The 22,779-nt window shown below is 41.9% G+C and carries 13 protein-coding genes; 11 read left to right on the top strand and 2 right to left on the bottom strand.

What is annotated here, in order from left to right; all coding sequences use genetic code 11:
* Positions 1-448: 448 nt before the first annotated feature.
* On the bottom strand, positions 449-943 hold the full coding sequence (locus tag BP74_RS20800; protein ID WP_496377342.1) for an asparaginase domain-containing protein: 495 nt from the start codon (positions 941-943) through the stop codon (positions 449-451).
* Positions 944-1,777: 834 nt separating this feature from the next.
* Here BP74_RS20800 and BP74_RS20795 point away from each other — a divergent pair.
* The 4 genes from BP74_RS20795 (at position 1,778) to BP74_RS20780 (ending at position 8,817) form a co-directional block, all read left to right on the top strand.
* Positions 1,778-2,437, top strand: coding sequence for an RNA polymerase sigma factor (locus tag BP74_RS20795; protein WP_496377340.1), 660 nt, complete (start codon positions 1,778-1,780; stop codon positions 2,435-2,437).
* Between the two features lie 72 nt (positions 2,438-2,509).
* Entirely contained in the window at positions 2,510-3,721 is a 1,212-nt protein-coding gene (locus tag BP74_RS20790; protein WP_496377338.1) for a FecR family protein, read from the top strand.
* Positions 3,722-3,882: 161 nt separating this feature from the next.
* Positions 3,883-7,356, top strand: a complete 3,474-nt coding sequence (locus BP74_RS20785; RefSeq protein ID WP_496377336.1) for a SusC/RagA family TonB-linked outer membrane protein — start codon at positions 3,883-3,885, stop codon at positions 7,354-7,356.
* Between the two features lie 18 nt (positions 7,357-7,374).
* A complete protein-coding gene (locus tag BP74_RS20780; RefSeq protein WP_496377334.1) occupies positions 7,375-8,817 on the top strand; it encodes a RagB/SusD family nutrient uptake outer membrane protein in 1,443 nt (480 codons plus the stop codon).
* Between the two features lie 123 nt (positions 8,818-8,940).
* Here BP74_RS20780 and BP74_RS20775 read toward each other — a convergent pair whose 3' ends face one another.
* Positions 8,941-9,309, bottom strand: coding sequence for a GxxExxY protein (locus tag BP74_RS20775; protein ID WP_496377332.1), 369 nt, complete (start codon positions 9,307-9,309; stop codon positions 8,941-8,943).
* 447 nt (positions 9,310-9,756) lie between these two features.
* Between BP74_RS20775 and BP74_RS20770 the strand changes: the two genes are divergently transcribed.
* The 7 genes from BP74_RS20770 (at position 9,757) to BP74_RS20740 (ending at position 22,653) form a co-directional block, all read left to right on the top strand.
* Complete coding sequence (locus tag BP74_RS20770; RefSeq protein WP_496377330.1) at positions 9,757-10,845, top strand: fibrobacter succinogenes major paralogous domain-containing protein; 1,089 nt, start codon at positions 9,757-9,759, stop codon at positions 10,843-10,845.
* A gap of 322 nt (positions 10,846-11,167) precedes the next feature.
* The gene (locus tag BP74_RS20765; RefSeq protein WP_496377328.1) at positions 11,168-12,862 is read left to right on the top strand and encodes a thioredoxin family protein; all 1,695 of its coding nucleotides are present in this window, start codon (positions 11,168-11,170) and stop codon (positions 12,860-12,862) included.
* Positions 12,863-12,880: 18 nt separating this feature from the next.
* Positions 12,881-15,721, top strand: a complete 2,841-nt coding sequence (locus tag BP74_RS20760; protein ID WP_496377326.1) for a WD40/YVTN/BNR-like repeat-containing protein — start codon at positions 12,881-12,883, stop codon at positions 15,719-15,721.
* Between the two features lie 41 nt (positions 15,722-15,762).
* Entirely contained in the window at positions 15,763-16,827 is a 1,065-nt protein-coding gene (locus BP74_RS20755) for an isoaspartyl peptidase/L-asparaginase family protein (RefSeq protein WP_496377324.1), read from the top strand.
* Positions 16,828-16,976: 149 nt separating this feature from the next.
* Positions 16,977-17,456: a hypothetical protein gene (locus BP74_RS20750; RefSeq protein WP_496377322.1), complete on the top strand. Its 480-nt coding sequence runs from the start codon at positions 16,977-16,979 to the stop codon at positions 17,454-17,456.
* A 1,049-nt stretch (positions 17,457-18,505) separates the two neighbouring features.
* Entirely contained in the window at positions 18,506-21,124 is a 2,619-nt protein-coding gene (locus tag BP74_RS20745; protein ID WP_496377320.1) for an outer membrane beta-barrel protein, read from the top strand.
* A 794-nt stretch (positions 21,125-21,918) separates the two neighbouring features.
* On the top strand, positions 21,919-22,653 hold the full coding sequence (locus tag BP74_RS20740; RefSeq protein ID WP_496377318.1) for a thioredoxin-like domain-containing protein: 735 nt from the start codon (positions 21,919-21,921) through the stop codon (positions 22,651-22,653).
* Positions 22,654-22,779: the final 126 nt, after the last annotated feature.

Raw genomic sequence — 22,779 nt, 5'->3', positions numbered from 1 at the left:
TTGTTTTCAATTAAGATGTGTGAATGACACTCATGGCTAAACAGATCAATAGTTTTTTTGGAGAGGTCGGCTCCGATGATGTGTTGAACTTTCATAGCTTTGCTTTTAGAAGTAAACAAATCAAGGTTGCTAGCCTAAGACCTTTAATTAGTCTTTAAGGACTTAATATTCTAACTAGGCCTTAGCAACCGTGGGGGAAGAGTGAGGACTAATACAGGGGTAAGACCGCAAGTCTATGTCTCCGTCAAGTTCACCTCACTTTTCTTCCCACAAAATTCTTAATCTTTCTTTTTTCAGCTATTCAATATGTCAATGAACTAATTTGATCTAAAGGCCTCCGTGGTTCAAATTCTCTCACCATTGTTTAAGCCTGCGCAGCAACCCTTCGTGTTCCTTAGCGCCTTCGCGTCTTAGTGGCAATCCCTCCCTGCCGCCCTGCCTCCGTGGTTCAAAATCCCTCAACTCTCTCAAAAACCCCCTTCTCCCTATTCTTCCTCACACTTCCCGCATTAAAAAACTCCCCATTCATCGCCACATACACCCCCGGTTGCAGCGTCTGCACAAAAGCAAAAGCAGTACCCAGGTTAAACAATCCATCCGAAGAACCAAAAGCATACGGCACCATTGCCCCGGTAAGCACAATAGTCTTATCCTTAATCCTGCTAGCCATATACGCAGCCGTTACACTCATAGTGTCCGTACCATGAGTGATCACGATCCTGTCTTCAGGCGCACTCTCACAAAAATTAACCAGCTTGTTACGATGAACATCCGTCATCTCCAGGCTATCCATTAAAAAAATGGTTTCCAGGCGCAGTGGTAAAGTATTTTTTGACAATCGCAATATATCCGCAAGGTGAGTAATACTGAATGACAGTTCCCCGTCCAGTTCATTATACTCCTTATCAAAGGTCCCACCCGTCGCCAGCAATAATAAAGACATAATTGTATATGGTTTAGTCACCTGGTTATCTATGGCGATCAATTTCTAACCACCAAAAATTCTCCAGCTTACAAGACGATTCATTCCTCTGCCCGTACTACCATTATTGATCTTAAATACTTTTTAAAATCTGAAACACTAAGCATACAGTGCAATCAATTAAATGATGATTCCAGCCTATTCTGCAATCCAACGACAACCCAAAAACTCTCCGAATTAAAGACGCGTCAAGCGCCTCATTGCGGGTATTCGATCCCTGCGCCCATTATCGTTACCGTACCCTCCGCAATTCAGCGCCTTCAGCCTCCCCGCATATCATGTGATCGATCTATGTACTAGTAGCGTTTTGTAGTAATCTTCCACAATCAAGGAAGGACAGTAATCATAGTGTATCTAATAACCTGTAGTAACGACCGTTGTGCGCTGGCCCCCGCTGCATACGCGGAGCGTTTATGTCAGCGGTGCCTTTTCTTTGGTTACTTTCTTTGGGCAAGCAAAGAAAGTGACAATAAAAAATTGCCGAAGGCAAAAATGCTATTTAAATAATGATGAACCTGCGCACATCTCCCTACATAAAAGAAGAGTTTACACATAGACACCATAGAAGAAAAATTCTTATTTCTCTTTGTGATACTTTGTGCCTTCGTGCCTTTGTGGCAACCCTGTGTCTCTCCGTGACTCCGTGTCTCAGTGGTTCAAAACTTTGTGAGCTTGCGAAAATCCTTCGCGTTCCTTCCCGCCTTAGTGGCAATCTTCCCCGTGCATCTCTGTGCCCAAGTGTCTCCGTGGTTCAAATTCCTGGTGAGCTTGCGAACCCCAAAAAACCATTTTTCCATGCCTCTTGCATCATTCCATCTTTTTTATTTGTCTCAATATCATTACCATTGTATTGAATTTTCACAATCCAAACGATTGACTGCTACCAACACATACCACGAAAAAGAACTCTTTCGCCGTATCGCCGCCGGCGACGAACAGGCCTTTGCCACCATCTTTCATCAATACACTGCCATCATCTATCCCTTTGTATTAAAAAAAGTAAAATCACAGGCCGCAGCAGAAGAAATTGTACAGGATGTATTCCTCAAGTTATGGACCAAGCGTGAGATGCTCTCTACCGTAGAAGCACCCGCAGGTTACCTGATGAGGATCGCTACGAATCGCACGTTGGATCACCTGCGCCGCAAGGCTATCGAGTACAGGGTCATGCAGGAGTCAGGCGTTAGCGATGCCCATAGCGCGGTAGAAAATACAGTTTCGTTTCGCGAAGCAAAACGAATATTGGATGAAGCCATTGCAGCTATGCCTGCGCAGCGGCGTACGATTTATTTGTTGCAGCAGGAGGGTTACAGTTATGAGGAGATAGCTACTCACCTGGGTATATCAGCACATACAGTGCGAAACCACCTGGCCTTCGCCTCCAAATACCTGAAAAACTACCTCAGGGAACATGGCCTTTCATTGTTTATCATACTCTTGTTGTCAGGCCGCTAAAATTTTATTCGTGCCCATTAGTAGGATTGATCTGCTGAATCGTTAATTGATTAGGGCAGGTAAAATGCAGGCATGGATCAAACTAGGATTACATATTTGTTAAGGGCTTACGAAGAGGACAGTATAGCAACAGCCGAGCTGGAAGAGCTCTATACCTTGCTGCGTTCATTTGAAGAAGATGAGGCCATTATGGCATGGCTGGAACAGTCGTATAAGGAAACCTTGCCGCAGCCGGTAAATCCACAGCAATGGCAACCCATGTTGCAACATATTTTGGAGCAGCCGGTAACCAGGGTAGTGCCGATATATTCACGGAAAAATACCTGGGTGCGTTGGGTAGCCGCAGCGTCAATGATAGGATTGGTATTCCTGGGTCTATGGTATTTCTTTGGTCATAAAGCTGATCAGCCTTCAGTAGCGCTAACCACTGAAAAGCCTGATGTCAATGCCCCGGAAAAGACCAGGGCCATGATCACCCTCGCCGATGGCCGCCAGGTATACCTCGACAGTGCCGGCAATGGTACCCTAGCCCAACAATCGGGTGTCAATGTCGTAAAAAATGCTGATGGAAAAATCCGCTACCAGCTAACGGCTAATAGCCAGCAGCTAACAGCTAATAGCTTGGTATACAATACCCTTACCAACCCCCGTGGCTCGCGCGTCATAGATATGCAATTATCAGATGGTAGCCATGTCTGGCTCAATGCCGGTAGCTCTTTAAAATATCCCGTTGCCTTTGTAGGAAAGGAAAGAAAGGTTGAGATCACTGGTGAAGCTTATTTCGAAGTCGCCCACAATGCATCCAAGCACTTTAAAGTAGCATTGCCCGGTGAAGTAGGGGAGGTTGAGGTCCTCGGCACCCACTTCAACATAAATGCCTACGACGATGAAGATGCACTGAAAGTAACCCTGTTGGAAGGCTCAGTCAGATTCTCAGCCTCATCAACCAAGCAAATCAAAAGCTCAACTATTTTAAAGCCTGGTGAGCAGGGACAACTACAAACCACAAACTACAAACTACAAACTATTCCTGCCGTAGACATTGACGAGGTGATGGCCTGGAAAAACGGCCGATTCTCCTTCAATGGTTCTGACTTACAAACAATCATGCGGCAGGTTGCACGTTGGTATGATGTGGAGATTGTCTACCAGGATAAAATAAATGAAAAGTTCTTTGCCGAAATGCCAAGGGACACCAGGGCTTCAGATGTATTAAAAGCCCTGGAGCTGACAGGAAAAGTGCATTTCAAAATTGAAGGAAAGAAAATTAAAGTGACAAAATAAAGCCAGAAAGGCAGCTAATGATTATAAATTATTTGCCTGGATGTATAAAAACCAAAACATAAAAAAACCGGCAGTGCGCTAACACCGCCGGCAAAATCTGATCAACAAAACATAGAGGCTTTCGCAAGTACTCTCATTCGTTAACCAAACAATGCAAATTTATGCATTTTAGGACTTTTATTGTCCCTCATGGATTAGGCTCTGCTAAGCAAAATAGGCATAAGGCAAAAATATTACAGCAGGCTATGACCTCGGCCCTGCTCGGGCAGGAAAGAAGCCATCGCCGCATTTGTAAAACAATATCACTTGCGATGAAGTTCACTGCTATTCTTCTTCTGGTGGCCAGTTTGGGTATAAGCGCAAAGGGATTTACGCAAACAATCAGCCTGTCAGAGAAGAACGTCACGCTTGACAAAGTATTTGATAGGATCAAAAAGCAGACAAATTATACGTTCGTATATACCGAGACCATGCTTCAAAAAGCTAGCCGCGTTTCCATTAATATCAGCAATGCCAGCATAGAACAGGTTTTGCAGCTATGTTTTTCCAACCAGCCCTTATCCTATACCATTTTAAACAAAATGGTCATCATCAAAGACAAACAGGAAAGCCCAAAAGAAAACGCCGCTGATGAAGCTCCGCTCCTGGACATTAGTGGCAAGGTTACGGATACCGATGGGAATCCTTTGGCAGGAGCTACGGTAAAAGTAAAAGGCACCAGTAAGGGCACTACTACAAGAACTGACGGTGTATTCATTTTGAAAGATGTAGATGGTGATGCTGTATTGGAAATAAGTTATGTTGGCTATACCGCACTTACAATTGAAGTAAACAAAAGGACCATCATCACTGCTTCCTTAAAACTAAATCCCTCTCCGCTGGATGAAATGCAGGTAATAGCTTACGGCAAAGTAAGCAAGCGACTCCAAATTGGTAATGTTAGTAGTGTAAAATCAAAGGACATCGAAAAGCAGCCGGTTCAAAACCCGTTGTTGGCCTTGCAGGGCCGGGTAACCGGCCTGGTGGTGACTCAAAATTCCGGTGTACCTGGTGGTGGGGTCACTGTACGTGTGCAGGGACAAAACAGTATATCTAATGGCAATGATCCCTTATTTGTCGTTGATGGAGTGCCCGTATCATCGCAATTGCCCCCAAGTGTAATGGGATATGTACTTGGTGAATCGGGAACTGGAGGCGCTAAGGGGAACCCACTAAATTTCATTGACATCAACAGTATAGAAAGTATAGAGGTGTTAAAGGATGCGGATGCCACCTCCATATATGGCAGCAGGGCTGCCAATGGCGCCATTCTTATTACAACAAAAAAAGGGAAAGCCGGCCGTACTTCTTTTGATGTGAAACTACAATCTGGCATCGGGAAATTGACACGGCATTTAAAAATGATGAATACAAGGCAATACCTCGATATGCGTTATGAAGCCTTGAAGAATAATGGACTTTCTATGGATCCCAACAGGGATTATGATTTAACACTGTGGGATACAACGAGGTACACAGACTGGCAAAAAGAATTATTAGGAGGTAGAGCGAAATATCATAACATCAATGCAACCCTCCAGGGTGGCACTTCCGCTATACAATACCGCATCAGTGGTAATTATAACAAAGAAACAACGGTGTTCCCGGGCAATTTTGCGGATGAAAAGGCGGCTGTAAATTTTGCCATTACCAACAAATCAACGAATGGAAAATTCAACCTGGTATTTTCAGGAAATTATCTTTACGACAAAAACAAGCTTCCCACTTTAGATCTCACACACGATGCCATCGGTTTAGCGCCCAACACACCATCTATGCTTAATCCCGATGGAACCATTAACTGGGCTCCCACTTCCAGTGGCCTATCCACTTTTACCACAAATCCCTTTGTCAAGCAACTTAGCAGCTATGAAAATAAAACAGACAACCTGATTAGCAATTTAACAGCCAGCTACTCTTTATCAAAAGATTTATCATTTAAAACAAGTGCTGGATATAGGATATTGAGGAGTAATGAATTTATCGGTAAACCCTTATCTGTTGTTCCCCCCGAAAGCCGTTCACTTCCTCAGCAAAGATCGGCGCAATATGGAGACAGGAAACAAAGCGGGTGGAATGTCGAACCCCAAATCAATTATAATAAAACGATCAACAACCATCATTTTGATTTGCTTGCCGGTCTAACCTATAATAGCAGTGCAACAAATGCAGGATCTGTAATTGGATATGATTATTTAAGCGATGCATTATTGCAGAATAGGGCTGCAGCTGCTACGCTTCGGTCATCTGATCCGACGACGATGTCTGAATACAGGTATAATGCCTTGTTTGGCCGTTTGTCCTATAATTATTTAAACAGGTATCTCATAAATATAACCGCTAGACGGGATGGCTCATCTCGTTTTGGCAAAGAAAACAAGTTTGAAAATTTTGGTTCTATAGGCGGAGCATGGATATTTAACGAAGAAGGATTTTTAAAAGATTTTTCGAAAATCATCAGTTTTGGAAAATTGAAAATAAGTTATGGAACTACAGGCAGCGACCAGATCCCTGATTATAATTATTTAAGCTTGTACTCGCTGCAATTCTTATCAAACCTGGATTTATACCAGGGGATACGTGGCTTACAGCCATCGGGATTGCCCAACCCTCATTTGCAATGGGAAAAAACAAAAAAGTTTAACGCAGGAATAGATCTTGGTTTATTCGACAACAGAATGCTGCTGAATATGAATTATGCCGTTAACCGGTCATCCAATCAGCTGCTAAGTTATGCCTTAGCAAGTACAGCTGGATTTCAAGATATTTCAAGCAACTTCCCTGCATTAATAGAAAATAACAGTTGGGAATTTGCTTTGAATACGACGAATATTAAAGGGAAGGATTTTCAGTGGACAAGCAATTTTAATCTGACTATCCCTAAGAACCAGCTAGTAGAATTTCCCAATCTCGAATCATCTTCCTATGCTAACAGGGTTTCCATCGGACAACCTATTAATGTAAGAAGTCTTTACAAATTTGCCGGAGTTAATGCCACAACAGGACATTATCAATTCTATACAAACAATGGTCATATTACCCTCGATCCAGACGTCAATGAGGACAGAACAACATATCAGGATCCTAACCCAAAATTTTATGGTGGTTTCGAGAATACAGTCAGGTATAAGAATTTTCAATTAGATTTTCTCTTTCAATTCACGAAACAACTTGGCCCAAATATCTTGCTGAGTAATGGTACGCAAGCGCCGCCGGGATTATTTACTGCAGGTGATGCAGTTAGTAACCAACCTGTAACGGTATTAGACAGATGGCAAAAGCCCGGTGATCAAAGTTCAGTGGAAAAATTTAGCACAAGTTCAAGCCCCTCCTTCTATAATGCAATAATCCTGAGCACTGCAGCATTTACAGACGCTTCTTTTATCCGATTAAAAAATGTTTCATTCTCTTATTTGATTCCGAAAGGGCTCGGGAAACCGGCGGGCTTAAGCAGTGGCAGGATATTTTTCCAGGCACAAAATCTTTTAACTATTACAAATTATAAAGGACTGGATCCCGAAAATGCCGGTTACCCGGGGAGTATTACTTTGCCTCCATTATGCGTAATGACTTTCGGTGTCCAACTTAGTTTTTAGTGATTCAAAAACAGATAAATGAAACTTATAAGAAATTTGATATTAGTCATTTTGTTATTGCCTGGATTATCTGGCTGTAAAAAATTTGTTGAAATCGGCCCTCCTGTTACACAAGTAACCGAAGGTAATGTTTATGCCAGCGATGTAACAGCGATTGCAACGATTACAGGCATTTATTCGAATTTGAGTGCAGGAATTGTTAGTGGTAATGCTGGTTTTTCAATAAAGGGAGGCCTGGCTGCCGATGAATTCACTTTGTTTCCCGGAGTAACCAACGAACAACTGATTGCGCATTATAAAAACAATTTGTCATCAAGTGCTTCACAAAGTTTGGATGGTAGACTTTGGTCACCTTTTTATTATTATATTTTCAGGTGCAATGCGGCTATAGAAGGTTTAGAAAGTTCAAAGTCTTTAACTCCGGCAGTTCAAAAACAGCTTTTGGGTGAATCGAAATTTTTAAGGGCATTTTTTTATTTCTACCTGGTGAACTATTATGGAGATGCCTGTCTTGCTTTGGGGACAGATCCACAAGTCAATGCTTACCTAAGCCGTTCCCCCGTTAGTGCTGTTTATACCCAGTTAATCACTGATCTTAAAGAAGCGAAGCAACTTTTGAGCAGTAACTATCTTGACGGCACTTTGTTGAATACTACAGCAGACAAGGTAAGGCCCACGAAAATGGCAGCATCGGCCTTGCTTGCCAGGATTTATTTATACAATAAGGACTATGATTTGGCGAAAGCGGAAGCAACAACAGTCATATCAAGTGCTCCCAATTTGCCAAGCTTAGAAAATGCTTTTTTGAAAAATAGCACGGAAGCGATCTGGCAACTTCTTCCTGTGGTAACCGGGCACAATACAGAAGATGGCTGGACATTCATTATACCATCAACCGGACCAAGTAATACCGATGGCATTGGTAATGGTCACCCCGTTTATCTGAGCCCGCAACTACTAAACGCTTTCCAGGCAGGAGATCAAAGAAAAGTGAAGTGGGTCAATAGCATTATTCCTACAGGATCAACGACTACTTATTATTTTCCTTACAAGTATCAGAGTGCTACATCCAATGCACCAATAACCGAATATCAGATGGTGCTGAGGGTTGGTGAGCAATATTTGATCAGGGCAGAGGCCAATGCACAATTAAATCTTTTGAATGAAGCAAAAGCGGATTTGAATGTGATTAGAACGAGAGCAGGATTGCCAAACACACTGGCTAACACACAACAAGAAGTGCTGGACAGCATCTTGCAGGAGAGAAGAGTTGAGTTATTTACAGAAATGTCGCACAGGTGGTTTGATTTGAGACGTTTTGGAAAAATAGATGAAGTGATGAATGTAGTGACGCCTGCAAAAGCAAATGGAGCACCGTGGAGAACTTACCAGCAGTTATTTCCCATTCCGTTCTCCGATTTGCAAAGAAATCCAAACCTTAAGCAAAACCCTGGTTATTAAAAAAGCTGTTAGCCTTTAGCCGATAGCTGTTAGCTGAAATAGTTCTTTGATTTTGTTGGAATGTAAATTATCAGAACCAGGATTCTCAGGATTAAAAGATTGGCAGGATAATGATTGACATGATTAGAGTTGGTTGAAGATTCTTTTAAATTGGAGACTCTTCGCACCAAAGTTTATTAATAATCCTGTTTCCATTTTGTAGGCTTCAAGATAATTGCGTGCCTGTGCCAGGTGTACATCTTCGAGTTGAATGATGGCTTTGAGTTCAACCATGATCAAGTTTTCCACGAAGAAGTCTACGCGGCGGTTACCAATGTGTTGATCTCTGTAGAAAATGTCCATTGGCTTTTCCTTGTTAAAATGTAATCCGGCGTGATTCATTTCAATGGCAAGTGCCCTTTGATAGATCGCTTCTTGAAAACCGTTGCCTAATGTTTTGTGAACCTGCATAGCACAACCGATTATTTTTTCTGTAAGCTCTTTGTAGATCATCTTTTTTGTTTTATTGTTTTCAATCCTATAATCCTCTAATCCAGTGAATCCTGGTTCAGATAAAAAGGAAGACTAAAAGAATGAAGACAAAAAGAAGAAAAGAAAAATAAAGACACGGTATTTAAACATGTATACCCGATAATAAATGTGTATACACGGATATGTAATTGATAGACAAAGGATGGAATAATGAAGGATAGTGTTGCTTGATTCATTTTTTCATTTTCTCATTTTATCACAGTTCAAGACAGAAACACCATTCCAACAACCCCAAAAACAAACAACTCAAAATAAATCTTTAGCAGAGAGAATTTTTCAGAGCTCGGAAAATCCTCAATGCAATAAACGTCACAACAAACAAAGCGTTGCGTTCTTCGCGGCTCTTTGCGTTCGTTGCGACCTCAAAATCCAACTAACAAAAATTTAAACTTTTCTAAAAGAATAAACATGAAAAAAATATTCACAACCCTTGTGGTTATAGCTATTATTTTCTCCTGTAAAAAGAAAGACCATGCTGCTCCACCACCAATCGCTCCAACAGTAACGACAACAGCAGTTACTAATATTACCGTTAACAGCGCCACCGGAGGTGGAAGCATCGTTAGCGATGGCGGTGCGACAGTTACAAAAAGCGGTATTGTATGGAGCAAAACCAACAATACACCAACCCTTAAGGATAGCATTGTTGCAGGCACTGTTGCTATGGGGCCATTTACATTGAACATTACAGGACTGGATTTCAACAACACTTATTATGTTAGGGCATTTGCCATTAACAGTGCAGATACAGCGTTTGGAAACGTAGTGAGTTTTAGTACCGCTAACGATACAAATAAGGTGCGTTTTACCTACAATGGACAGGAAGTAGTTTATGGCATCATTATCAGCCCCACAACCGGGAAAAAATGGCTGGACCGCAACCTCGGGGCAATACGTGCTGCAACCGCTTTTAATGATTACCAGGCATATGGCGACTTTTTTCAGTGGGGTAGGCCGGCTGATGGACACCAGCTAATTAACTGGACTTCTTCAACTGCGGGAACTGCTGTGAATGGTATGACTAGTGTTCTGGCAACCTCTGATAATCCCGGTCATAATAATTTTATTGCCGTGGGCACAGCCTCAGGACCATCAAACGGGGACTGGCGTGACGACAATAATAACAATCGATGGATTACAACAACACAGGGACCATGTCCTGCAGGCTGGCATGTGCCAGTACTTAGCGAGTGGAGGGCCGAGATATCTAATACACAAACGTTTGGTACGGCCACATCAGGTGGTATGACGAGTCCCGCCACGGCTTATAGCATGTTGAAACTAACCAGTGCTGGATTTCGAGCAGGTATAGGTAGTTCTTCACCGGCTGCCGGACAGGTGTGGCGGCCAGGCGAAAGGGGCTATTATTGTTGTACTTTTTCATACGCAGGAAATAGTTATGGGTTGGTATTTGGAGATGGAGGTTCAGGGCCTTATGTGGACATGAATTCTGATGTCAGGTCTATGGGTTATAGTGTTCGTTGTATAAAAGATTAGCTCCCATCATTAGCAAAGCCCGATAACTGTAACAATTCCCTTTTTAAGAATTTCATATAAAAAAGCAGCTGCTTAAAAAGCAGGAGCGGCTGCTTTTTATCTTTAACTGTGATAAAATGAATGAAGACTTTGATTTAGTGCAAATGCAAATACTTCCATACTTAACAAATGCTGCCCGACGACGAGGATTAAAAAAGAAGATCAATCTATGATGGAAGCAGTACTTGAGCCAAAGCAGTATTGCCGAATAGAGATAACATCTCTATTTATTGCAACAAGCAGCGTAAAAGATGTGAACCCGTAAACGTAAAAAAATCAATATATGAACAATATCAAAAAAATTTTCTCTCTCTGTCTGCTGTTTGCTTTTGTAACGTCATATGCTCAAGAACAAAGCGCCATTAATTGGGCCAGTGGCCTTACCTGGCAACAGGTAAAAGAAAAAGCAAAAAAAGAAAACAAATATATTTTCATTGATGCATTTGCCACCTGGTGCGGTCCCTGTAAAAAAATGGACAAGGAAATCTACCCCAATGATACTATCGGCAGTTACTTCAACGAAAAGTTCATATCCATCAAAGTGCAGATGGATCAAACGGAAAAAGACAATGCATTTGTCAAAAGCTGGTATGAGGATGCCGAAGCAATTAATAAGCAATACCGTGTGCAGGGTTATCCAACGTTGATATTTTTATCACCGGAAGGCACATTGATTAACCAGGTGTTGGGTTATCAGTCAGTGAACGATTTAATAGCTGCGGCACAAACGGCAACAAGACCAGGACAGGTATATATAAATCCATTTGCTGAATATGACAGTCTGGTTACAGAATATAAAAAAGGCAATAAGAATTATAACCGAATGCCTTATATGATCAGGACAGCTTATAATGTTAAAGAAGATGATTTTGGACGGCAATTATTGAATGAACATAACGCTTATGTAGCAACGCTTTCAAAGGAAGAGAGATATACTAAAGAAAATATTCAGTTCTGGTCTGGCTTTACACTGAGTACAAAAAAAAGAATTTTCAAATTCTTTTACAGTGATCGTGACTTTATTGATAAAGTAATGAACCAAAAAGGATATGCTGTCAGTATGGTAGATAAAACAATCCAAATTGAGATTGTAGATTCTTTTTTTAAGACTCAGCCTGGCGGCGCTATAATGAGTTCCGATCCTGTGAATTCATTATTCATGACAATTGATGAAAAAGCAGATAAAACAGAAGCAAACTGGAACACACTTTACAAAATGCTAAGGCAAAAATTTCGTGTTGAGGATTCAAAGAGGAATTTATTTACCGCAAAAATAACCTGGTATCAAAAGCATAATAACTATGTTTCATTCCTGAAAAGCTACGAGGCAAAGTTGAAGGAATTTCCGCCTGATTTGTCAGACCCATGGGCAAGGGAATCTATTAACAGGTGTTCATTTGATATCGTCTTTATGAAAATTACCGATGTTAGGAAATTGCTTCAATACAGCGACTTGATGAAGAAGTGCCTTGAAGTAGAGGAGAAAGAGAATAATCTCAACACGAATCATTTAGACACTTATGCCAATCTTTTATATAAAGCTGGAAGGTGGGCTGATGCTATACGATGGGAGGAGAAAGCTGTTGAATATGAGAGATCTCATAATAAAATCAATACAGATTTCTTATCGGGGATAATAGCCCAGATGAGAGACAAGCAGCCTACTAATATAGACAGAGCCACTATTTGGGAAGGCATTTCATGGGTGAATTGGAAAGGTGCTTCATTCCCTAAAGTAATTTATGTACAGGATCAAAATAAAAAACCAATACTACATGCTGCGATTACACTTAAACGTAGCAGTGAATCAAAATTGACTGAAAATCAGTACAAGCATTATGGTTATACAGTTTTTGAAAACGCATGTGTTGGAGACGAAATATCAATTACCAAAGAGGGATATTCAAAAGGGGAAGCTACAGTGGGTAAAAATCCCTCGGCAATTGTTGTTACACTCAAAAAAAATAATTCTAACTGAATCTGAAATCTTTTTGCGATGAAGAATTTAATAAAAATTTCTACTGTTTCTTTTTTAATGTTATTTAACCAGGGACTTGAGGCCCAACAAACCGATGGACCGCCAGCATCATCCCTTCTTTCTGCTTTGCCCATCCGCAATGTTGGACCCATGACAAAAAATGGAATCCGGTTTGATGCACTGGCTGTATATGAACCAAACTCCAGGATTTTTTATTGTGGCTCTGCCAATGGAGGAGTACTCAAAACAACCGACGGAGGCATTACCTCAAAATTTGTCTTTGATAAAGAAGGTTCTGCCAGTATTGGGGCTGTTACCGTAAGTCAAAAAGATCCGAACCTGGTCTGGGTTGGTACCGGTGACAGGTGGCAACGCAACAGCGTTGGCATGGGTGATGGTGTTTACAAGAGTACAGACGGAGGAAAAACCTGGGCCTGCTTGGGGCTTAAAGAGAGCATAAGCATTGGCAGAATCGCAATTCATCCAAAGGATAATAATATTGTTTTGGTGGCTGTTCTCGGCAGCCCCTGGGGATATGGGCCTGATAGAGGCATTTACAAAACGAGGGATGGAGGAAAGACCTGGAAGAAAGTATTATATGTGAATGAAAAGACGGCAGGAGCTGATGTAATGATTGATCCGGAGAATCCTAATAATGTTTTAGCTTCCATGGACGATCACATTCATAGGCCATGGGGTTATTTCCCAACAGGTCCTGGCAGCGGAATTTTTAAAAGCACTGATGGAGGAGAAACCTGGCACCGTGTAACAAAAGGTCTTCCTAAAAATGATATGGGGAGAATTGCTTTTGATTATTTCAGACCTAATCCAAAAGAAGTAGTCGCTGCCATCGAAGCTGCATATCCTGCTACAGGTATTTATCGAAGTCATGATGGAGGAGAAACGTGGATTGAAATGCCTGCCGTTCATTACGACTACAATGGCAATAAAATGGACAATAAAGGCCAGGATTATTGGTACAGGCCACATTACAACCAGGTTGTAAGATTTTCTACGAAAGATCTCAATACTATTTATCACGGTAATGCAATGCATTATTCAAAAGACGGAGGAAAGACATGGAAGGGTACTACCGGAGATGAACATGAGTTGTGGATCGATCCTAAGAACGCTGATCATTGGATTGTATTAGGAGACCAGGATGTGCAGCAAAGCTGGAATGGTGAAATTTGGAATAAAGAAAATGGTACAACCCGGCTCAAAAAGCCATCCTCCCTTTTTCAAACCTATGGTTGTGGTTATGATATGCGGAAACTTTATTGGGTGATGGGCAGTGCCCAGGATTGCGGAGGAGGGATTCTTATGCCAACACAAGCAGCAGGTGGTAATATTTGGGAGGATGACGACTTGCTCCAGGTATCTGGTCAAGAGTCGGGTGGCACAATGGCTGACCCGAAAGATTGGACGATCATCTATTCAAGAGATATAGCAATGTTAGCAAGAACTGATCTAAAAACCGGTCAATGCATAAGACCATACAGGGAAGTGTTTTCCTATTCGAGTTTGCTACCCTATTTCGGCTACGAACAATATAAGAAACAGGAGATGAAAATAAGGCCATCGCCCAGGGAAGCTTTTGGTTTTGAAATCTCCTCCTGGAACTCTCAAACTGTCTATTTCGGAACAAATTATTTATTCAGGAGCACGGACGGAGGCAGAAACTGGAATACTATCAGTGGAGATCTTAGTCATAATAATCCAAAATGGCAAGTACCTGATGGCAGCGTTTACATAAACAGTGGCGTCACAAGCTATCAAAGCATATCCAGTATTTCTGAATCCCCGTTAAAGCAGGGAATGATTTGGGTGGGTACTGATTGTGGCTATGTGCAAATGACCATGGATGAAGGAGCGCATTGGATAAACCTCACCAAAAATATTCCTGGTCTTCCGGATAGCTCCTGGGTGTCGAAAATATATGCTTCTCACCATAAGGAAGGAAGAGCTTATGTTACATTTGACAATCATCGCAATTTTGATCTCAAGCCTTATGTTTATGTTACCGAAGATTACGGTAAGACCTGGACAAAGATCAACGGTAATTTGCCCGAAAGGGAACCGGTTCGGGTGATACAGGAAGGATTAAAGAATCCGGACCTGCTTTTTTTAGGGACTGAATTCGGCCTATGGGTGTCTATAGATCGAGGAGTCAATTGGACTCCTTATGAGCATTATGCTGTTGGTAACAGAGATAATGCAGGAAACATAAAGAGAGATTCGGGTTATTTTCCTAAAGTAGCTGTATATGATCTTAAAATACATCCAAGGGAACTTGATCTTATTGTTGGATCCCATGGTAGAGGAATCTGGATATTACCTGTAAGGGCATTGGAAGAGCTGACATTGGAAAACCGATCAAAAGACGTTTATTTCACCAGGCCCGGAAATATTTATCTTTTTCCCTTTATACAGAAACCCGCTAAGCAATTTGGCAGAGATTCTTATAGTTACGTTAATAATACGCAACCCGGAACGACCATTAGTTATTATTTGAAAAAGGATGCGTTACGCAACGAAGCCGATATCAAAATTACGAGTGCTTCAGGCGACACAGTGTATAATCAGCCGTCATATATGGCCTTAAAGGGAACAGCAAAAGCCGGATTAAATTCACTTATTATGGGACCAATTATCACGAGATCAATTGCTAAAACACCCGGAGATTATAGAGTTGTACTTACCATCGATGGAAAAGAATACTACCAGACGTTGCATGTTGAAGATGCAACCAATGAAGTGTTGGCTGGAGTTGCAGTGGCAAAGAAATTTAAAGAGAAGTCGGATATGGCAGCGAAGAAAAAGAAGAAGGATAAAAATGAGAGTAATGTTGCAGATTAAAATATAGCCATGGCAACGCTAACGAAAGCAAATGAATTTATATGAGGAAAGTAATCATCATCTTGTGTTTTCTAATCAATAAAGCAAATGCACAGACGTTATTCCCTACAAAACCATCCACGGATAAAAAAGGCTATGTATTGGTGATACATGGTGGTGCCGGTGATATGCAGAGAGGCATGGTACCAGCATCAGTTGAGAAAATCTACCTGGACGCCTTAAATTCTGCTCTTGATACAGGGCAATTGATTTTATCAAATGGTGGAACAGCATTAGATGCAGTCGAAAGAGTTATAAAAGTTTTAGAAGACAACCCGCTGTTTAATGCAGGGAAAGGATCGGTGTTCAATAGTGATGGAAAATGTGAAATGGATGCTGCTATAATGAATGGTCAAAATTTAGCTGCAGGTTCAGTGGCAGGAGTTACAACCATTAAAAATCCCATTTCTGCCGCCCGGGCTGTAATGGAGAAAAGTCACCACGTAATGATGACTGGAAAAGGTGCGGAAAAATTTGCAGGACTCAGCAGATTAACCATTGTTCCTGAATCCTATTTTTTTACAGAGAACAGTTTACAAGATTGGTTGCAGACAAGAAGGATGGATTCACTTAAGGAGGTTACCAAGGATACGGCATACAAAAAAAGTACTTCGCTGAATGCCTCTTATTCCTCTTTACTAGGTACAGAAAAATATGGGACTGTAGGTGCGGTGGCACTTGATATGTATGGTAACCTGGCTGCAGCAACCAGCACTGGCGGAATGACCAATAAGAAATATGGCCGTGTTGGAGACTCCCCAATAATTGGTGCAGGCACCTATGCTAACAACAAAACGGCCGCAATCAGCTGTACCGGACACGGTGAGTATTTTATTCGCCTGGTAATGGCGAAAACGATCAGTGATATGATGGAATTCGGAAACTACTCACTTAGCAAAGCATCAGAAGAGATGATCATGAACAGACTACCTGCATTAAGTGGAAGCGGAGGTATAATTGCTGTAGATAAAGAAGGAAATATTGCAATGCCTTTTTGTACCAGTGGAATGTTTCGTGGGTTTGTAAAGAGTAACGGAGAAAGACAAGTTAAACTATACAAAGATTAGAACAGAGAAGAGATTCAAAAAATCGTAATGAAGCGAAAGAAACACTACGAACCAAATGTCTTAAATACTCCGATCATCATGCTTGCGTTGAGTGATGAATTTAAGCGGGCTACAGAAAAGAAGGGTTTGAAAACTGAAAAGCGAAAAAAATGAAAATAGTAACGTTAGCATTAGCACTGTTGATTACAGTTAGTATCTATGGCCAGGCAGATTTTAGCGACACATGGAAATTTAATGCGGAGAAATCGCAGTATAATAATACACCGGGAGCGGAGGCATCACAATGCATTAAATTGGTTGTAGAGCAAAAAGAAGGTACTATAACGTATCAGCGAAATGATCGTCCGAAAGAAACCCTGAAGATTGACAGCAGTTATGCTATCGAGGTCAATACGCTTGGTTTTGAGGACAGCAAGACAAAAGTCTCTATGAGATTAGCCGCAGATAAAAAAGGTCTCGTTGAAACAAGAGCCTATACCTACCCCGAAACCGAAACTGCAGTAGTAGCATCAAAGAAAACAAGAATCTGGACCTTATCTCCAGATAAGAAAATCCTTACCATCACAGATCACATAGAAGCAAGCAACGGCGATAATTATCTGATGATCCTCGTATATGATCGGCAGTAGGATAGTGGAAAGAAGTGCATATTTAAACCTATGTGCTTCTCCCATGTCCCTCCCGTCCCCCTTGTCCCCGTCATAGCATTGCTGGCTTAAAAAGCCGTCATTGCCAGGAGCTATTATTTACACTCATTGCGGGCCACAAACTTACCCGTCATTGCGCGGAGCTAGAAAAACCATTCGGTGAAGGTTATGCTTATGCGACAAAGCAATCTCCGTCTACGAAGCAAAAACCTAAACCATAAAATATTAAATCATCAAAGACAATGACAATACTAAAACTCTCTGAATCATAAGTCTGGTCCAGCGCCTCATTGCGGGAATTCGATTCCTCCGCCGCCTGTCGTTACCGTACCCTCCGCAATTCAGCGCCTTCAGCCTCTCCGCATATCACGTCTTCGATTTAATACCCGTAACAATTGGAAGGAAGTTACCACTGTAAATGAAAGATTGTAATCATAATGACTTAAGCAACCAGTAGTTAAGACCGTTGTGCGCTGGCCCCCTTGCGCTTGCAGAGCATTTGCGCAAGGTGCTCTTTTTGCCTGCCCCGACGAGCGCAGCGGAACTCGGGGGTTCCTTTTGGGGCAATGCCAAAAGGAATAATAAAACCTTGCCGAAGGCAACAAAATTATCCCTCCATGGGTCTCCCTCTACAAAGCCTTATTTGTGCCTATGTGTTTACCTATGTGCCCTATGTGGTGAAAATTAAATGGTGAGCCTGCGAACCACCTATTTCATCCTAAAAAATGTCTCTTATCAAAAGGCATCTACAATCTAAGCAACTACAAACTAGAAACTAAAAATTCTCTATGTGGTAAAAAATCCTTCCCGTAACTGTAGTATCTGAATTTACATGAATAAAGGGTAAATGATTACCACCCCACTGATTAATACACATTCCCCCAATTTAACTTTCCCCTATAATCCCCCCTATAGTACTTCAAAGCTATCTCCCCGTCTTTCTTTTTAAACTTGTTTTGTCAAGAAAATACTATTCGAAGCCATCCTGTTTGCGGTTTGCCGGTGCATTAACGATAATCCTGTGTAGCTTTATGGCAAACGCCCAGGATGGCTCAGTAGAAGGAAAAGTACTGGCGGATCAAAAAGCCTTGAAAGGTGCAACAGTGGCAGTTTCCCGCTTGAACGATACCACTAAACTAAAGCAGGTACTGACTAACGGGGAGGGTAGATTTGTAATGGCGGAACTACCTTTGAAAGACAGCCTGAAGATTGTAATATCCTTTGTTGGCTATACTTCTTTCAGGGGCCTGTTGGTCCTGGAAGAATCTCATTTTGCCATGGCCCCAATTGAATTGCAGCCACAGCCTTCCAATATGGATACAATCATAGTGACATCCCAAAAGCTCGTGGTGGTGAAAGGAGATACCATTGAATTCAATGCATCACGCATAAAAACCCCACCCAACAGCGTTGCGGCAGACCTGGTACGCAGAATCCCGGGAATGGACCTGGACAGGAATGGCAGGATCACTTACAATGGTCGGCCGGTCACGAAGATCCTTGTAGATGGCAGGGCCTATTTTGGAGAGGATGGAGCTATAGCCCTGGCCAACCTTCCGGCCGATATGATCGAGAAGGTCCAGCTCTCAGGCGATTCCCTGCGAAGAGTAAAAGAAAGATTACCCGAAGATGATAAATCAGTCCTGAATTTTAAGCTGAAGCCGGGAAAGAAAGTAATTGTAAAGGGCATTGTTGCCGGCGGGTCGCATGAGCGATATGACGGATCGGTATTTGGTTCGCAGATTGAGGACAGGGAGCGCATTTCGGTTACAGGTGGACGAAACAATATCAATAAAACGAACTATAATGGAGAGACCAGCCTGCAGGTATTTACCAGTGGCTCCGGCATTACCAAAACCACCATTGGTGCCGTTGATTATGGCAATACTTTAAAATCGGGCAACAGCCTCTATGCTTCCTACAATTTTGACCTGCCTACCACTTTTATGGAAACAGTCAAACTAAAAAGGCAGGACGTATTGCCTGCCTCTACCCTGATCACACAAGCCATGCAGGCTTCAAAAAATACAAGCAGTAATCACGGTTTACGATACGGGTACGAGCTAAAAGGCAGGAAAACCCGCATGTATTTTTCGGGCAATACTAATTATAGCAGTATCGATAATGTCAACATCAATACATCTGCCACAACAAATGGCCAGGGTGCGCCCTTAAATACCTTGGATAATTCCTTCAGATCTTCAGGCCAGAATTTCGGAACCAGGTTGAGTATAGACTGGAGCAGGAGCTTTAGTAAAAAAGGTCGTGTATTGGGATGGAATGCCTCTTACAACTACAGCAGTCGGGTAGGGAAGGACCAGAATAATGCAATGATGGCTTTTTACCAAAATGGTGTAATTGATTCATTGAGTAATCTGCACCAGGAGGTTAATAATGACAGCAAATCCCATGCAGCTTCGCTCAGCGCAAACTTTACAGAACCATTTGGTGAAAACTTCAACCTGAACCTGAATAGTTATCTGAGTTATAGCTGGAGCTATTCCGATAAACTCACCTGGGCCCTTGACAGCTTAGGGAAAAAACAGTTTGTTGATTCTTTGTACAGCAATTTTACCAGGAGCACTTCGGTGTCTACCGGTAACCAGGTCATGGTGGGGTATCACGATAAATACTGGAATGTGAACACCGGTTTTGTTCTTTTGCACAACAATATGCTGCAAAAGGATAGGGGCAGGAAAAGAGACATTGAGCAAAAAGGCTATAACCCCTCATTAAATCTGAATGCATCTTATAATACAAAGAAAAGCAGCTGGAACCTTAACTCGTCGGCTAACTACCAGCTTCCCTCCATTGAGCAATTGCAGCCCGTGCAGGATGCGACAAACCCTTTACAGGTCTTCATTGGCAACCCCAACCTGAAATCGCAGGTGAATTATTCGGCTTCGCTAAACTGGAGCAACAAGCAGCCGCAGAACAATGGGAAGCCGGCCATTATCATTAGCAACGCGGGAGGATACCTGAATGTACCAAAGGACAGAATCACCAATTCTGTCCACTATGACACCTTGGGAAAGCAGGAAACGACTTACAGGAATGTCAACGGAATTTTTGATTGTGGGTTAAACGCAAATGTTTCCTTGCAGAGAAAATGGGGAAAGGATTATTTCAACATTGGCCTGGGTCCGAGGGTAAATTTTAGGAAGGACCGCACATTTTTAAACGGGGAGTTGTATGATAACAACAACCTGGCATTGAGTGCAGGAATAAGTACCAGTTATAACAGGGCAGAAAAGATTTATCTCTCTTTGAACTATAGTCCTTATTACCAAAAGCTACGGTATGAACAGAATGCATCTCAGAACCAGGCGTATACCATGCACCATATAAATTTTGATGCTGATTTGTATTTATTTACAAGGCTGAAGTTGAAACAGTCAGTGAGCTATACGTATAACAATAGTTTGAATGCCGGGTTTAACAAAAACTCCACGCTTTGGAATGCCAGCGCTTCGCTGGTATGTTTAAAGAGCAGGAAGATTGAGGTCCTCGCAGCCGCATTTGATTTACTCAGGCAATTCAATAATCTATCCCGCACCGTCGTCGCCAATTACATCGAAGATACCCAGAGCAACAACTTACAGCGGTATTTTATGGTAGGATTCAAGTACTCCTTTTCCAAAATCTTTTAAATATTTTCCGAAAAACCTTGCAGCACCCGGCCTTATACTTAACGTCATTGCGAGAAGCCACTAAATGGATTCGGCCAGAAGTCCGCCTATGCGCCGAAGCAATCCCCGTCTACGAAGCTTTCTATGCGTCTATGTGGTAAATATCAATCCCGTCATTGCGTGAAGCTGGAAAAACCTTCCGGTTAGCAGTACGTTCATGCGAAGACCTGTCCCGATTATTTCGGGACGAAACTATTTCATCGAGACCAAAATAAAATAAAAGCCTTCTCGATAATCTCCGTCTACGAAGCAAAAACATTAAAACCATAATATTAATTCACCCAAGGTTAAGACAATGCAAAAACACATCGAACTAAAGACTCGTCCAGCGCCTCATTGCGGAAATTCGATTCCTCTGTCGCCTGTCGTTACCGTGCCCTCCGCAATTCAGCGCCTTCAGCCTCTGCGCATATCACGTGTTCGAAATAAAACCTGTTACAATCAGTAGGAAATTGCCACTGTCAATGAAAAACTGTAATCATAATGATAAAAGCACTCTGTAGTAAAGATCGTTGTGCGCTGGCCTCCTTGCGCACGCGGAGCATTTGCGCAAGGTGCTCTTTTTGGTTACTTTTTGAGCAAGCAAAAAGTGACAAATAAATACCTTGCCGAAGGCAACAAAATCATCCATAATAATCTCCCTCTACGAAGCCGTAATTTTACCCCATGATTACCCCAATTATATTTTAAGTAACATCCCTTGATTTATGCAAAAAATATTTCCAATCGTAATCTGTGTTTTCGCTGTCAGCTGCATGGCAAATAACAAAAAACAGGAGGCTCATGCAATTTATGACGAAGCATCCCTCAAAACATTTGTACTAACCACCCTCGCAACAAACGAAGCCACAACCTCCAGACAATTAGATTCCATACTAACCAATGCATCCCAGGACAGCGCAGTATTTCGAAGAACCATCACATATTTAGAAACCCCATTCTCCAATCCCAATTCCTCCTACCGCAATCAAAACCTGAATTCAAAACTTTTGCAGTCGCAGATAAAATCAAAATGGTATGGAAGTTTTGAGAAAGAAGTCGCCGCAGGAAAATTAAAATTGTTACACCAAAACAATGTCGGTGGCTCAGCAAATGATTTTACCTATAGCACCAGGTCCGGCAATAAAAAAAGGATGTACGATACCAAATCACCTTACACCTTGCTTTACTTTTATAATCCCGAATGCCCTGCCTGCAAGGAAATGATAACCGCGATGGAGTCATCATCAATCATCAACAACAAAATCAAAACCAAAGACCTTTCTTTGCTCGCCATCTACATAGATAAGGACCCAAAGATCTGGCTCAACCATCTGCGTGAAATGCCTTCCACCTGGCTCCATGGGAGAGACGATAACGAGTATTTATATAAGAACAATATCTACGATCTCCATGCCATCCCAACCCTCTACCTCGTAGATTCCACCAAAACCGTCCTCCTGAAAGACATCACCAACCTTTCCATTCTGGAACAAGCGCTCACCAAATAATGATAAATTTTATTGCAATACCCCTCAACTCCCGTCATCCTATGTTTGTTAGAGAGAATTGATGTGAGGAACTTTGTAGTGTTAACCTTATTTCAAACAGAAGAGGAAGGAGGAATCAGATTAAGT

This window comes from Flavisolibacter ginsengiterrae DSM 18136 (assembly GCF_059568575.1).
Note: the sequence above shows the minus strand (reverse complement) of the source record. Positions and strands in the feature narration are given on the sequence as shown.

What these genes read in the sequence shown, in the direction of transcription:
- BP74_RS20765 (WP_496377328.1), top strand. Translation starts at nt 11,168, where the DNA reads ATGAACAATATCAAAAAAATTTTCTCTCTCTGTCTGCTGTTTGCTTTT.
- BP74_RS20770 (WP_496377330.1), top strand. Translation starts at nt 9,757, where the DNA reads ATGAAAAAAATATTCACAACCCTTGTGGTTATAGCTATTATTTTCTCC.
- BP74_RS20795 (WP_496377340.1), top strand. Translation starts at nt 1,778, where the DNA reads ATGCCTCTTGCATCATTCCATCTTTTTTATTTGTCTCAATATCATTAC.
- BP74_RS20800 (WP_496377342.1), bottom strand. Translation starts at nt 943, where the DNA reads ATGTCTTTATTATTGCTGGCGACGGGTGGGACCTTTGATAAGGAGTAT.
- BP74_RS20790 (WP_496377338.1), top strand. Translation starts at nt 2,510, where the DNA reads ATGGATCAAACTAGGATTACATATTTGTTAAGGGCTTACGAAGAGGAC.
- BP74_RS20780 (WP_496377334.1), top strand. Translation starts at nt 7,375, where the DNA reads ATGAAACTTATAAGAAATTTGATATTAGTCATTTTGTTATTGCCTGGA.
- BP74_RS20785 (WP_496377336.1), top strand. Translation starts at nt 3,883, where the DNA reads ATGCATTTTAGGACTTTTATTGTCCCTCATGGATTAGGCTCTGCTAAG.
- BP74_RS20745 (WP_496377320.1), top strand. Translation starts at nt 18,506, where the DNA reads ATGGCAAACGCCCAGGATGGCTCAGTAGAAGGAAAAGTACTGGCGGAT.
- BP74_RS20755 (WP_496377324.1), top strand. Translation starts at nt 15,763, where the DNA reads ATGAGGAAAGTAATCATCATCTTGTGTTTTCTAATCAATAAAGCAAAT.
- BP74_RS20750 (WP_496377322.1), top strand. Translation starts at nt 16,977, where the DNA reads ATGAAAATAGTAACGTTAGCATTAGCACTGTTGATTACAGTTAGTATC.
- BP74_RS20760 (WP_496377326.1), top strand. Translation starts at nt 12,881, where the DNA reads ATGAAGAATTTAATAAAAATTTCTACTGTTTCTTTTTTAATGTTATTT.
- BP74_RS20740 (WP_496377318.1), top strand. Translation starts at nt 21,919, where the DNA reads ATGGCAAATAACAAAAAACAGGAGGCTCATGCAATTTATGACGAAGCA.
- BP74_RS20775 (WP_496377332.1), bottom strand. Translation starts at nt 9,309, where the DNA reads ATGATCTACAAAGAGCTTACAGAAAAAATAATCGGTTGTGCTATGCAG.